The 12,670-nt window shown below is 70.0% G+C and carries 16 protein-coding genes; 12 read left to right on the forward strand and 4 right to left on the reverse strand.

Going from position 1 to position 12,670, the window contains the following annotated elements; all coding sequences use genetic code 11:
* Positions 1 to 15: 15 nt before the first annotated feature.
* Entirely contained in the window at positions 16 to 900 is an 885-nt protein-coding gene (locus DEJ11_RS00250) for an aminoglycoside phosphotransferase family protein (RefSeq protein ID WP_111102813.1), read from the reverse strand.
* A gap of 120 nt (positions 901 to 1,020) precedes the next feature.
* On the opposite strand from DEJ11_RS00250, the gene DEJ11_RS00255 reads away from it, so the two are divergent.
* Both DEJ11_RS00255 and DEJ11_RS00260 read left to right on the forward strand, forming a co-directional pair.
* Positions 1,021 to 1,545, forward strand: a complete 525-nt coding sequence (locus DEJ11_RS00255; protein ID WP_181440775.1) for an NUDIX domain-containing protein — start codon at positions 1,021 to 1,023, stop codon at positions 1,543 to 1,545.
* Positions 1,546 to 1,579: 34 nt separating this feature from the next.
* A complete protein-coding gene (locus DEJ11_RS00260) occupies positions 1,580 to 1,948 on the forward strand; it encodes a hypothetical protein (protein ID WP_111102817.1) in 369 nt (122 codons plus the stop codon).
* 107 nt (positions 1,949 to 2,055) lie between these two features.
* Here DEJ11_RS00260 and DEJ11_RS00265 read toward each other — a convergent pair whose 3' ends face one another.
* Complete coding sequence (locus DEJ11_RS00265) at positions 2,056 to 2,277, reverse strand: hypothetical protein (RefSeq protein ID WP_146250019.1); 222 nt, start codon at positions 2,275 to 2,277, stop codon at positions 2,056 to 2,058.
* A gap of 62 nt (positions 2,278 to 2,339) precedes the next feature.
* Entirely contained in the window at positions 2,340 to 2,972 is a 633-nt protein-coding gene (locus DEJ11_RS00270; protein ID WP_111102821.1) for a GNAT family N-acetyltransferase, read from the reverse strand.
* Positions 2,973 to 3,047: 75 nt separating this feature from the next.
* Here DEJ11_RS00270 and DEJ11_RS00275 point away from each other — a divergent pair, with 75 nt between their 5' ends.
* The 10 genes from DEJ11_RS00275 to DEJ11_RS00320 all read left to right on the forward strand — a co-directional run bounded on the left by DEJ11_RS00275 (position 3,048) and on the right by DEJ11_RS00320 (position 11,758).
* Positions 3,048 to 3,251 (forward strand): hypothetical protein, encoded by a 204-nt coding sequence (locus DEJ11_RS00275; protein WP_111028804.1) that lies wholly within the window; start codon positions 3,048 to 3,050, stop codon positions 3,249 to 3,251.
* A 53-nt stretch (positions 3,252 to 3,304) separates the two neighbouring features.
* Positions 3,305 to 3,616 carry a hypothetical protein gene (locus tag DEJ11_RS00280; RefSeq protein ID WP_111102825.1) on the forward strand — a complete coding sequence of 104 codons (312 nt, stop codon included), beginning with the start codon at positions 3,305 to 3,307 and terminating at the stop codon, positions 3,614 to 3,616.
* Positions 3,613 to 3,957 carry a DUF7674 family protein gene (locus DEJ11_RS00285; protein ID WP_111102827.1) on the forward strand — a complete coding sequence of 115 codons (345 nt, stop codon included), beginning with the start codon at positions 3,613 to 3,615 and terminating at the stop codon, positions 3,955 to 3,957. Before DEJ11_RS00280 ends, DEJ11_RS00285 begins: the two co-directional genes overlap by 4 nt.
* A 244-nt stretch (positions 3,958 to 4,201) precedes the next feature.
* The gene (locus tag DEJ11_RS00290; protein ID WP_017887786.1) at positions 4,202 to 4,918 is read left to right on the forward strand and encodes a GntR family transcriptional regulator; all 717 of its coding nucleotides are present in this window, start codon (positions 4,202 to 4,204) and stop codon (positions 4,916 to 4,918) included.
* 93 nt (positions 4,919 to 5,011) lie between these two features.
* The gene (locus DEJ11_RS00295) at positions 5,012 to 6,034 is read left to right on the forward strand and encodes a sugar phosphate isomerase/epimerase family protein (RefSeq protein WP_111102829.1); all 1,023 of its coding nucleotides are present in this window, start codon (positions 5,012 to 5,014) and stop codon (positions 6,032 to 6,034) included.
* A complete protein-coding gene (locus DEJ11_RS00300) occupies positions 6,031 to 6,984 on the forward strand; it encodes a 3-hydroxyacyl-CoA dehydrogenase family protein (RefSeq protein WP_056072625.1) in 954 nt (317 codons plus the stop codon). Before DEJ11_RS00295 ends, DEJ11_RS00300 begins: the two co-directional genes overlap by 4 nt.
* A 15-nt stretch (positions 6,985 to 6,999) precedes the next feature.
* On the forward strand, positions 7,000 to 7,785 hold the full coding sequence (locus DEJ11_RS00305) for an SDR family NAD(P)-dependent oxidoreductase (RefSeq protein ID WP_111102831.1): 786 nt from the start codon (positions 7,000 to 7,002) through the stop codon (positions 7,783 to 7,785).
* A gap of 120 nt (positions 7,786 to 7,905) precedes the next feature.
* On the forward strand, positions 7,906 to 9,297 hold the full coding sequence (locus DEJ11_RS00310; protein WP_111102833.1) for an MFS transporter: 1,392 nt from the start codon (positions 7,906 to 7,908) through the stop codon (positions 9,295 to 9,297).
* Positions 9,294 to 11,000: a dihydroxyacetone kinase family protein gene (locus DEJ11_RS00315; protein ID WP_111102836.1), complete on the forward strand. Its 1,707-nt coding sequence runs from the start codon at positions 9,294 to 9,296 to the stop codon at positions 10,998 to 11,000. The genes DEJ11_RS00310 and DEJ11_RS00315 overlap by 4 nt, the downstream gene beginning before the upstream one ends.
* Positions 10,997 to 11,758 (forward strand): triose-phosphate isomerase family protein, encoded by a 762-nt coding sequence (locus tag DEJ11_RS00320; protein WP_111102838.1) that lies wholly within the window; start codon positions 10,997 to 10,999, stop codon positions 11,756 to 11,758. The genes DEJ11_RS00315 and DEJ11_RS00320 overlap by 4 nt, the downstream gene beginning before the upstream one ends.
* On the opposite strand, the gene DEJ11_RS00325 is transcribed toward DEJ11_RS00320, so the two are convergent.
* Complete coding sequence (locus DEJ11_RS00325; RefSeq protein ID WP_111102840.1) at positions 11,751 to 12,593, reverse strand: NmrA family NAD(P)-binding protein; 843 nt, start codon at positions 12,591 to 12,593, stop codon at positions 11,751 to 11,753. The genes DEJ11_RS00320 and DEJ11_RS00325 overlap by 8 nt on opposite strands.
* Between the last annotated feature and the right edge of the window lie 77 nt (positions 12,594 to 12,670).

Below are 12,670 nucleotides of genomic sequence, written 5' to 3' on the forward strand. Positions count from 1 at the left end.
TCCGGGCCTGACTGGTCAGAACGCGGCGAGGGCGCGGCGGAGCATGTCGTGGCCCTGGGCCTCGAAGCCCTCGTCGCCGACCGCGTAGGCCCAGGTCGCGGTGCCCACTGCTTCGCGGAGTTGCAGCCAGCGCCACGCGTCCGGAGTGCGCGGATCGTCCCCGTACCCGGCGAAGAACGCCGCTTCGAGGGCGGGATCGTGCTGCCAGTGCAGCACCGCGAGGCGGGTGAGGTCGAAGGACGCGGGGCGCCAGCCGAAGCGGCCGAAGTCGATGACGCGCAGCCTGCGGTGGTGGTCGTTGCGGTCGTCGCGGGCGTCGTCGTCCACGATCCAGTTGCGCGGGTGGAAGTCGCCGTGGGTCGGGACGAGGGACTGCGTCGTGTGGTCGGTCGGGAGTGCGCGCAGTGCTGCTCGCGCGCGGGCGACCACGTCGTCGGGGATCCGGTGCGGGGCGTCGAGCGCGGCCAGTGCCTTCGCCTGCTCGTGCTGCAGGAACGTCGGGTCGTGGCGGGTGTCCTGGTCGTGCAGCCGTCGGAGCACTGCCCCGGCCTGACGGTGGACGTTGGTGTCGTGCTCGTCCGGGGTCCCGAGGGCGAGGTGCCCGGGGACGCGTTCGAGCACGAGGACGCGGTGTTCCTCGTTCGCGGCGACGAGTGCACCGGCGTCCCCGCTGGCTCGGAGTGCGGCGGTGGCGGTGCGGTGTGCTTCGAGCTCGCGGGGGAAGTGGGTGTTGGTCGGGCCGGAGGCCTTCACGGTGAAGCCGTCGTCGCCAGCGCGGACGTGCAGGACCCTCGTGTCGAGGAGCCCCCAGGAGTCATCGGCCACGACGACGGCATCGGGGAGCGTCTGCTGCACGAACGCGATCTGGTCGTCGTCGAGTCCGGTGGCCCCCCAGTGCATGGCGGCACGTTACCGTCCTGCTCCGACCACTGGAACCCCTCGTCCACGTCTCGGTAGCCGATCCGCTGCCGGACGCCGCATGTCGACGTTCGGCGTGCCGGTTCGTCCTACGCTGGCGGTGTGGACGAGTGGTGGGATCTTGTTGACGCGGCCGGGGTGCCGACGGGTGGGACGTTCCGGCGCGGTGACGCGGGTTGGCCGGGTGGGGCGTTCCATCTGGTGGTCACGGTGTGCGTCTACCGAGCCGACGGAACCGTCCTGCTCACGCAGCGGGCTCCGACGAAGGAGTTCGCCTTCGGGTGGGAGTTCCCCGGTGGGAGCGCGTTCGCAGGCGAGACTGGTCCTGCAGCTGCGTGCCGAGAGCTGCTCGAGGAGACCAACGTCAGAGTCGAGCCCGAGGCTCTGCGCCGCGTCGGCCGCTTCACCGAGGAGACGGCGCTCGTGGACCTCTTCGTCGTGCAGGAGCCGAGTGGTTCAGCGGTGCGAGCGGATCCTGCCGAGGTGATGGATTGGCGTTGGGTCTCCCTGTCGGAGGTCGCCGCGCTTCGCCAGAGTGGGGTGATGGCAGAGCCATGGGGGCCGCGGCTGGATGCGCTGTGGCCAGCGGCGATGGCATCGATCCTCGCTGCCCGCATGGCACTCTGATGACATCCGAGAGACGGACCAGAACAGGAGCCCGATGGCGTCCCGCATCCAACGCGCACCGCTCGGCGACCGCGGTGCGCTGTGGAACCTCGTCCTCATCTGGGTCGTCATCGTCGTCGGGCTGCTCGCCGCGATCGGCTGCGTCGGCTACATCCTGGACGAGAGCCTCATCTCGTACAGCACTTGCGCCGCCCGCACCGTTTCCTGCGGGGATGCCGGCTGGTACAGCAGCATGGGCCTCACCTTCTTCGGCGGCTTCGCGGCAGTCATCACCGGCGGTGCGTTCGGCATCCGCCGCCACCACCGCGCCAGCGGCGTCTGGTACCCGCTCGCCGGCCTCGGCGGCGCCCTCCTGCTGACCGCGGTCGCCGTCGTCATCCTCAAGGCGGCGACGAACACGTAGATCGCCGCACCTCGCCGTCGCGGCAGTCGGGATCGAACGGCCGCAGTCCCCGTTTCAGTGAGCCATCGGCTACCGGACTCGATTTGGTCGCGCCTGCGACTCTCCAGTCACTCGGAGTGACCGAAGATGGACAGGAGTGTCCAGACGAGGCCGATCATCGCCAGCCCCACAGCGAGCACACGGACGAGCCCCGGAGTCATCGCACTCTGCGGACCGCCGCTGCTCCGCTGTGCGTCAACGAAGTACTGCGCGATCGGCACCGGACGCACGAACTCGGCGACCGCTACCGCAACGATCGCCGGCCGAGCGATGAGTCCGGGGATCCACATGGACTCCACCCAACCAGGTCGACTTGATGGCGATGAGGCGTAGTTGGCCGCTGGCCGATGGGCTACCGGACGTCGGAGGCGGGTGGAGCCGCCCGGGCGCCGGAAGGACCGCTCGACGACCCGCCCGGCCAGTCGCGGGCGAGTACCGACATGATCACCTCGTCATGGAAGCGGCCGTCGTGGAACACGGCTTCGCGGCGAACCCCCTCCTCGTGATAGCCGACCTTGCGGTAGGCCGCCCGTGCCCGATCGTTGAACGCGTGCACCTGGATCTCAATGCGGTTCAATCCCATCTCTCGGAATCCGTACTCCGTCAACAGACGAACCGCGTCGGTCCCGTACCCGCTTCCGACGTGCTCGCTCCCGATCATGACCGCCAACGTCGCAGCCCTGACCGGGAGTGCAGCGCCGAAGAGCGTCACGTGACCAACGAGTTCGCCCGAGGCGCTGTCGACGACGCTGAAGCCCACGTCGCCGCTGCGTTCGCTCTTGCTCCAGCTCCTGAACATCTCGACGACTGGCTCTTCTGGCCTCGGGCGCACGAGGATCTGCTGCAGCACCGCCCACTCCGGGTCGCGCCACCAGCGGACGAGCTCGGGAAGGTCTTCGTCTTCAAGCGCACGGAACCGGACCCGGTCTCCTTCGAGGATCGTCGATCCATAGCGTTGTGCGTCAGCGGCGCCGGTCCACGTCATACAGCGACCCTCTCACGGCCCTTCCGTCCGTAAGTAGATCGCTAATCGAGCGCTCGAGAGCCGTACGTTGATGGCATGGATGTTGTGAGCGCCAAGGTGCTGGGTACTGGCGCCTTCGTCTTCGGACTGATCTTCATCACGACGTCGGCTGTGCGCCTGTCTCGCGCGGACCTCGACATCGTCCTCGTGCTCCTGAACAGCGCACTCGGCATCCTCTTGCTCTACGCCGGCGTGAGGCTGTGGCGCTTCGCTCTTCGCGGAGCGAAGCACGACCGGTAGCCGATCGCCCATCGGGACGTCGGTCGGGTGGTTCCACGGGTAGCTTGACCATCATGACGACTCGCGAGTGGCTGGGCCGACGCCTGCCGCTGTGGACGCTGGTCCTCGTTGGTGTCGTTCTTCTCGGCGTCGCCGAGTCGCTGTTGGTCCTCGTCGACTCGATGTTGGTCTTCCTGGCTATCTCACCACTCACCATCCTGGGGCTGTACACGCTCGCCTATGCCGGCGGGGAGTGCAGTTCGATGCTGCCGCTGAGGAGATCCAGAAGCTGGGGGGCAAGTCAGGACCCCTCTCCGAACACGATCGGCAAGTGGCACAGGCGCTCCTGGACGATCTGCAGAACGCGATGGGAGGCTAAGCCTTGACGCCGACCGAATGGGGCGAACAGTTCGTGGTCAAGCGCCCTGAATACAAGCAACTGCTCGACGACCCGGTCAATTGGGATGACAACCAGAATCTAATGGAGCACTTGTTCCTAGGTGACGTTGCTATCCAGATCTCCGCCGCATACCGGCTCGATCCCACGGATGCACGCATTCAGATGACGCTTGACGATTTAGATATCGATTATGCCCGCGGCGAGGAATGGTTGCAGAATGCGATAGCGGTATCATTCGTCGAAAGTCTCGGTCGGCGATCTCCTATTGTCGAGATCCTCGGGCCGGAACTGCGCCAAGTTGCTCGGGAGATGTTGCACGTGAAGTAGGCGTCTGATGATGCGGTTCCGTCGTTCAGCTGCGTTTTTTCCTCATGTTTTCCTGAGGCCTTAGCTGATGACCAGTTGACACAAGAGCGCCCTATCGGCGCGCGGGGCGCGGCAATCGAGCAAGCCAATCGGCGACATGAGCGCGTGGTCGAGGCGACGTCAAAGCGGGTGACGGCCGTGATGGCGCAGCGTGGCCCGGAGCCCACCCACCGAGCCCGAGTCGTGGATTCTCTAGGATCGACCCATGTCCACGACCATGCCCGGCTTCGGCACGGAGCGCATCACGCAGCTCGGTCTGCGCGACCGCGTCTACGACCGGGTGCTCGAGGTCCTGATGGGCCACGACGTCGAACCGGGCATGCGGCTGTCGATCGACGGCCTCGCCCGCAGTCTCGGGGTGTCCCCGACCCCGGTCCGCGAAGCCCTGGTCCAACTCGAACGCACCGGCCTCGTCACCCGTGAAGCGAACAAGGGCTACCGGGTCTCCCCGCCCCTGGCCGGCGACCAGCTCGAGGCCCTGTTCGACGCCCGGCTCATCGTCGAGAGCGGCGCCGTCGAGCTCGCGGCCCGCGGCGACGTCGACGGCCTGCGCGAGCGACTGGCAGCAGCGCTCGACGAGCAGGCTGCGGTGGCCGCCGAGGTCGCGTCCGTCGGTGCTGCGCACGCTCCGGAGGAGCTGATGGCCCGCTTCTTCCGCAGCGACTGGCAGTTCCACCAGCTGATCTTCGACGCGACACGGAACCCGTTCCTCGAGGAGATGTCCGAGATCATCACGACGCGCGTGCACCGCATGCGGCAGATCGTCGAGGGTGGCGGGGACGACACGGATCGTGCGGTCCAGGAACACCGGGCCATCCTGGAGGCGCTGGCTGCGGACCCGACGTCGGCCGTCGCTGCGATGCGGCTCCACATCGACGCCGTCCGGTTGCGTTCGCGCGCGGACGCGTCCCACACGAGCTGAGGCGGAGGGGTTGCGTTCCAGCGGCGTGCGAGTATCTTTCCTATAGGAAAGAGGTTCACCGCCGAACCGCCACGACATGCAAGGGAGCATTCCGTGACCACTCCACAGGACTGGGTCGACCAGGATTGGGACCCCACCACCTGGACGTCGAAGACCTGGCCGATCGCCGCCTGCCTGCACGGGTTCGCGCAGGTCACCCGCGACGGGACGGCCTTCCACGACGCCCCCGCCGAGGTGTGGGACGAGGTGTTCGGGCAGATCGAGGCCGTCGGCTTCTCGCTGGCCGAACTCGCTGACAGCCACATCCGCCCCGCTGACCTCGAAGCCTCGCGCCGCGACGAGCTGTTCGCCGTCGCGAAGTCGCACGGCATCGGGATTCCCTCGGTGCACCTGCAGCGCAAGAGCGTCATCCAGCCCGGGCACGAGGAGGAGAACCTCGCCTACGCCCACCGCACCATCGACGCGGCGGCCGAGTGGGGCATGCAGGTGTTCTCGACCGGGCTGCACCAGCCGTTCACCGACGCCCAGAAGCGCGCGCTCTGGTTCTGGACGGCACCGGGCCCGAAGGACCCCGACGACCCCGAGGTCTGGAACGCGGCGGTCAAGCGCCTGCGGGAGCTCGGCGAGCACGCTGCGAGCGTCGGGCTGCCGATGGCGCTCGAGCTGTACGAGGACACGTACCTCGGCACCGCCGACAGCGCGGTCCGCCTGGTCGAGGAGATCGGGCTCGACAACGTCGGGCTGAACGCGGACGTCGCGAACCTCATCCGTCTGCACCGTCCGGTCGAGGACTGGCGGGAGCTCTTCGCGAAGACCATGCCGCACACGAACTACCTGCACGTGAAGAACTACACCCGTGACGAGGCCGGCGACGGCAGCTGGGCGACGAGTGCGCCGAGCACCATGGAGACGGGCCTCATCAACTACCGCCAGGTCCTGCGCGACGCCGTCGCCGACGGGTTCCGCGGGATCGTCATGACCGAGCAGTACGGCGGGGACAGCCTCGGCGTCTGCGCCACCAACCAGCAGTACATCCGATCCGTCCTCGCGACGACGAAGCTCGACGCGACGGCGACCCCGACTGCAGCAACCAGCACCGAAGGAGCAATCCGATGAGCACCCTCGACATCGCCGTCGTCGGGTCCGGCTACATGGGCGGCGGGATCGCCCAGGTCCTCGCCCTCGCCGGCCACACCGTCCGGATCGCCGACGTCTCGGCCGAGATCGCCCAGCAGAACCTGGAGCGACTGCTCGGCGAGACCGCACAGTTCGTCGCCGACGGACTGTTCCCCGAGGACGCCGTCGAACGGGTCCGCGCACACCTGAGCGCTGCCGAGTCGATCGAGGCCGCCGTCGCCGACGCCGACTTCATCGAGGAGGCCGTGCCGGAGAAGCTCGAGATCAAGCACGCCACACTCCGCCGCATCAGCGAGGCCGCCCGCCCCGACGCCGTGATCGGCTCGAACACCTCGACGATCCTGATCGAGTCGCTGGCCGAGGCGGTCGTGGGCCCGGAGCGGTTCCTCGGCGTGCACTTCTCGAACCCGGCACCGTTCATCCCCGGCGTCGAGCTCATCCCGCACCCGACCACGAACGAGCACGCGATCGAGGTCGGCGAGACCGTCGTCGCCGCGACCGGCAAGCAGTCGGCGCGGGTGAAGGACTCGACGGGGTTCGTCCTGAACCGCCTGCAGTACGCGCTGTTCGAGGAGGCCACGAAGATCGCCGACGAGGGCATCGCGAGCCCCGACGACATCGACACCATCGTGCGGACCACGTTCGGGTTCCGCCTGCCGTTCTTCGGCCCGTTCGCGATCGCCGACATGGCCGGACTCGACGTCTACGCGTTCTGCTTCGAGTCGCTGCAGACCCGCTGGCCGGAGCGCTTCGCCACCCCGCCGTCGCTGCAGCAGCACGTCGACGCCGGTGAGCTCGGCACGAAGTCGGGCGCCGGGTACCTCGAGGTCCCCGCCGACCGCACGCCCGAGCTCGTGGCCTACCGGAACAAGGCGTACGTCGCGATGCAGAAACTCCTCGACGAGCTCGGCCCGGCACCGATCCACTGAGGCGGGAGGGACACCATGAGCGACCAGAACCAGTCAGCCGGCCAGCACCGCGACCGCACCGTCGTCCTCACCGGGGCTGCCTCACCGCGGGGCATCGGCCGCGCCACCGCCCACCACCTGGCCGAGGCCGGGTGGGACGTCGGGATCATCGACCTCGACCAGACGGCGAGCGAGCAGGTCGCCGCCGAGATCCGCGAACAGCACGGCGTGCGGGCCGTGGGCGTCGGTGCGAACGTCGCCGACGAGTCCGCCGTCCGTGCGGCCTTCGACACGATCGAGGCCGAACTCCGGCCGATCAGCGCACTCGTGAACCTGGCCGGGGTCTCCTCCGCGCACGCCTACCTCGACCTGCCCGAGGGGGAGTGGCACCGGGTGCTGTCGATCAACCTCGACGGCGTGCACTTCGCCAGCCTGCGGGCGGCGGAGTCGATGGTGCGGTCCGGCTACGGGCGCATCGTGAACCTGTCGTCCGTCTCCGCCCAGCGCGGCGGCGGCACCTTCAGCAAGACCCCGTACACGGTGGCGAAGGCCGGCGTGATCGGCCTGACCCGTGGCCTGGCGCGCGAGCTCGGCCCGCGCGGCGTCACGGTCAACGCGATCGCCCCCGGTCCGATCGACACCGACATCATGGGCGGCACCCTGTCCGAGGAGCGGAAGGCCGAGATGGCCGCCGACGGCGTGCTGCCGCGCATCGGCACACCGCGGGACATCGCCGCGGCCGTCGCGTACCTGATCAGCGAGGACGCCGGGTTCGTCACGGGCCAGACGCTCAACGTCGACGGCGGCCTGTACATGCACTAGGGCCAGCCGCCCACGGAACGCGCGCCGACCGGGCGACGCGATCCGTGCCTCCCGTCCGGACGACCGAACCGACCGCCGGACGCCAGAACGACCGCACCGTGCTCGCAAAGGAGCGAACCCGTGTCACTACCCCCTGCCCCCGCGCTCGGGTCGACGAACGACCCCGGCCTGAAGTCCGCCATCGGCAAGGCGACGAAGCACCTCATGCCGATGCTGGTCATCCTGTACTTCGTCGCGTTCCTCGACCGCACGAACGTCGGCTTCGCCGAAGAGGCCCTGCGCGTCGACCGCGGCATCTCCGACGCCGCCTTCGCCCTGGGCGCTGGCATCTTCTTCATCGGCTACGCGATCTTCGAGATCCCGTCGAACCTGCTGCTCAAGCGGTTCGGTGCGCGCTTCTGGCTCGCCCGCATCGCCGTCACGTGGGGCATCGTCGCCGCACTGTTCGCCTTCACGACGAACGACACGATGTTCATCATCCTGCGGTTCATCCTGGGTGTGACCGAGGCCGGGTTGTTCCCGGGCGTGATCATGTACCTGTCCGAGTGGTTCCCGAACAAGGTGCGCGTGCGCATGTTCGCGATCTTCTACCTGGCGCAGCCGTTCTCGCAGATGATCGGCGCCCCGCTGTCCGGTGGCCTGATCAGCATCGGTGACCAGGTCACGCCGTTCCACGGCTGGCAGGTCATGTTCGCCGGCGAGGGGATCCTCGCGGTGCTGGCGGGCGTCGCGGCCCTGGTGTTCCTGACGAACAGTCCGCAGCAGGCGAAGTGGCTCGAACCGGGCGAGAAGGCGTCGCTCACCGCGGCCATGGAGCGCGAGGACACCGCCCGCAGCGAGGACGGCCCGAAGGGCATCTGGCGCGCGATGGCGAGCGGGCGCGTCTGGTACTTCACGATCATCTACTTCTGCCTGCAGGTCGCCGTGTACGGCACGACCTTCTACCTGCCGCAGCAGGTGTCCTCGCTGCTCGGGCAGGACGTCGGTTGGCAGGTCGGTCTGGTGTCCGCGATCCCGTGGCTCGTCGGACTCGTCGCCTGCTACCTGATCGGGTCGCGTGCGGACTCCGTCGGACGCCGTCGTCGCTGGGGCACCCTGTTCTACGTCACGACCGGCCTGTCGATCCTCGGCTCGGCGTGGGCGGGTGCGAACGGGCAGCCGGTGCTCGGCATCCTGTTCATCACCCTGGCCGTGGCGAGCTTCCTGGCCGTCGGCCCGATCACCTGGGCGTACCCGACGGCGTTCCTGACCGGTGCCGCAGCCGCCGCGGGCATCGGCCTGATCAACTCGCTCGGCAACCTCGGCGGGTTCGTCGCCCCGATCATGCGCACCGCGATCAACGAGGTGGTGCCCACCGACAGCGGTGCGTTCGGCATCGTCTCGCTCGGCGTCCTGGCGTTCGTCGCCGCGGTGATGATCTTCTGCACCAAGTTCTTCCGCGGGGCCAAGGCTGACGAACTGCTCGACACCTCGCACGTCCGCACCACCGACCCGAAGGGCAGCAAGCGATGACCAGACTGTTCAACGACCCGGCGGACTTCGCCGACGAGGCGACCGACGGCTTCGTCGCCGCGAACGAGCGGTGGGTGCGCGGGGTGCACGGCGGGGTCGCCCGCGCCACCACGAGCCCCGACGGCACGGTCGCGGTCGTGATCGGCGGGGGCTCGGGCCACTACCCCGCGTTCGGCGGGCTGGTCGGCCACGGCTTGGCCGCTGGTGCCGCGATGGGCAACCTGTTCGCCAGCCCCAGCGCCCAGCAGGTCACCGGGGTCGCGAAGGCGTCCGAGCACGGTGGCGGTGTGCTGCTCAGCTACGGCAACTACGCCGGCGACGTCCTGAACTTCGACGCCGCGGCGCGCACGCTCGAGGCCGACGGCATCCCGGTGCGGACGGTCCGCGTCACCGACGACGTGACGAGCGCCCCGGCCGACGACCGCGCGAAGCGCCGCGGCATCGCGGGTGACCTCTGCGTCTTCAAGGTCGCCGGCGCCGCCGCCGAGCGCGGGGACGACCTCGACACGGTCACCGCCGTCGCCGAACGGGCGAACGACCGGACGCGCAGCTTCGGCGTCGCGTTCTCCGGGTGCTCGCTGCCGGGCGCCGAGGAACCCCTGTTCACGGTGCCCGAGGGCCGGATGGCGGTCGGCATGGGCATCCACGGCGAGCGGGGCATCGACGAGACGGACGTCCCTACCGCGGACGGGCTGGCCGAGCTGCTGGTGTCCCGGCTGCTCGACGAACTGCCCGACGGCGTGGCACTCGAGGGCCAGCGGGTGGTCCCGATCCTGAACGGTCTGGGTTCGGTCAAGTACGAGGAGCTCTTCGTCGTCTACCGCTCGGTGCAGCGGCGCCTGGCGGACGCCGGGGTCGTCATCGTGGAGCCCGAGGTCGGCGAACTCGTCACGAGCTTCGACATGGCCGGGGTCTCCCTGACGCTCTTCTGGCTCGACGACGAGCTCGAGGAACTCTGGGCAGCACCCGCGGACACCCCCGCCTACCGCAAGGGCGGTGCCGTCGCCGAACAGCGGGTCGACCCGTCGACCGTGGCGGCGGACGCCGAGGGCGTCGGCATCGGCCCGGCGACCGACGAGTCCCGTGCGGTCGCCGAGCAGGTCGCCGCCGGGTTCGCCGCGGTCCGCGCCGTCCTCGACGAGCACGCCGACGAACTCGGGCGCATCGACGCCGTGGCCGGTGACGGTGACCACGGCATCGGGATGCAGCGCGGATCGCACGCCGCCGACGTCGCAGCCGCCGACGCGGTCAGCCGCGGTGCCGGTGCCGGCACCGTCCTGCTGGTCGCCGCGGATGCCTGGTCCGACAAGGCCGGCGGCACGTCCGGTGCGATCTGGGGCGCCGCCCTGGAGGCCCTGGGTCGCGTGGTCGGGGACGACTCGCGTCCGTCGGGTGCCACCGTCGCGCAGGGGGTCCGCGCGGCCACCGAGGCCGTGCTCGCGTTCGGCGCCACCGTCGGTGACAAGACGATGGTGGACGCCCTGGTGCCGTTCGACGAGGTGCTCCGCACCCGGCTCGACGCCGGGACGGCGCTCGCCGAGGCCTGGGGCGACGCCGTCCGTGCCGCTCGCGAAGCCGCCGACGCCACGGAGTCGCTGGTGCCGAGGATGGGCCGGGCGCGCACCCATGCCGACCAGGCCGTCGGCACCGCGGACCCCGGCGCGCTGTCCTTCGCCCTCGTCGTGGAGACGGTCGCCCCGTGATCACCGTCGGGGTGTCGCTGAAGACGTACTTCTCGCACGCCCGGACGCTGTCGTGGGCGGCCGAGGTCGGCGACATCGCCCGGCGACACCCCGCGGTGCGCTCGGGAGCGGCGACGCTGTTCGTGGCGCCGACGTTCCCGGCGCTCGTCCCGGTGCGTGAGCTGCTCACCGGCACCGGTGTGCAGCTCGCCGCGCAGGACCTGTCGTGGGCCGACGCGGGCGCGTTCACCGGCGAGGTCTCCGGCGCCGAACTGCGGGAGATCGGTGTCGACCTGGTCGAGATCGGGCACGCCGAACGGCGCTCCCTGTTCCACGAGGACGACGCGACGATCGCGGGGAAGGTGCACGCGGCCTTCCGCAACCACCTGCGTCCGCTGGTCTGCGTCGGGGAGCCGGACCGGGCCTCCGACCCGACCGAGGCCGTGGCGGCGGTGACCGCGCAGCTCGACCGGGCCGTCTCGACCGCCGTCGCGGACGGGCTCGCCGGACCCCTGACCGTCGCCTACGAACCGGTGTGGGCGATCGGTGCACCGGCACCCGCGCCGGACGAGCACATCGTGGCGGTGGTCGCCGGGATCGAGCAGCACCTCGCCACGCGACCCGAGCTGCGCGGCAGCACCGTCCTCTACGGGGGCAGCGCCGGACCGGGTCTACTCACCCGGGGGCAGGGGCGGATCGGCGGGCTGTTCCTCGGACGGTTCGCCCACGACCCCGCATCGGTCGAGGCGATCCTCGACGAGGTTGCGGCGCTCAGCTGAGCTGGTCACGCACCGGCCGTGGGGCGCGACCGAGCAGTTCGCCGAGCAGCGGATCGGTGCCGGCGAACAGGCCCCGCTCGGCGGCCTGGTACATGCCGAGCAGGAACGCGACCATGTGCGGGTCCTGCCCCGCGGCCAGCGCACGGGCACGCCACTCGTCCTCGCCCAGGGCCTCGAACCCGATCGTCCGACCGGACACCTCGGACGCCTGCCGGGCCAGGTCGGCGAAGGTCGGCGCGTCCGGAGCGGTGAGCGTCACCGGTCCGTCGAACGGCTGGTCGGCGAGCAGGATCGCGGCGGCTGCCTCGGCGGCGTCCTCGCGGGCGGTCCACGACACCGGGCCGTCGACGGGGACGGACACCGTGCCGGTCTCCTGCCACGGGCCCGTCATCCAGGCGGCGCTGTGCGCGTAGAAGCCGTTCCGCAGGCTCGTCCACGGCAAGCCGGAGTCGCGGAGCAGGTCCTCGGTGGTGGCGTGGTGCGCTGCGGGCACGAAGGGCGAACCGTGCGCGGCGCCCTGGTGGCTCGTGTACAGGACCCGGCCGACGCCGGCGTCCACGGCTGCGTCGACCGCGGCACGGTGCAGCGCGACGGCGTCGGCGGCCGGGTCGCTCGACGAGACGAGCAGGAGCTGGTCGGCGCCCGCGAAGGCTGCCGGCAGGGTCTCCGGTTCGGCGTAGTCGCCGCGGCGGACCTCGACGCCGCGGTCGGCGAACCGCTGTGCTCGGGCCGGCTCACGGGTCACCACCGCCAGGTCGGACGGCGCGAGGTGCTCGAGCAGGTGGTCGGCGGTCGCGCCGTTGAGGGCTCCGGTGGCCCCGGTGATGACGATCATGGCTTCTCCGTATCGCTGGAAACAGCGCGTCGGTATCGCTGGTAACACAGTGATAGCACAGATCCGTTATCGTTGCT

Origin of the sequence: Curtobacterium sp. MCLR17_058, assembly GCF_003234705.2 — a bacterium.
In the GTDB taxonomy this organism is placed as follows: Bacteria; Actinomycetota; Actinomycetes; order Actinomycetales; family Microbacteriaceae; genus Curtobacterium; species Curtobacterium flaccumfaciens.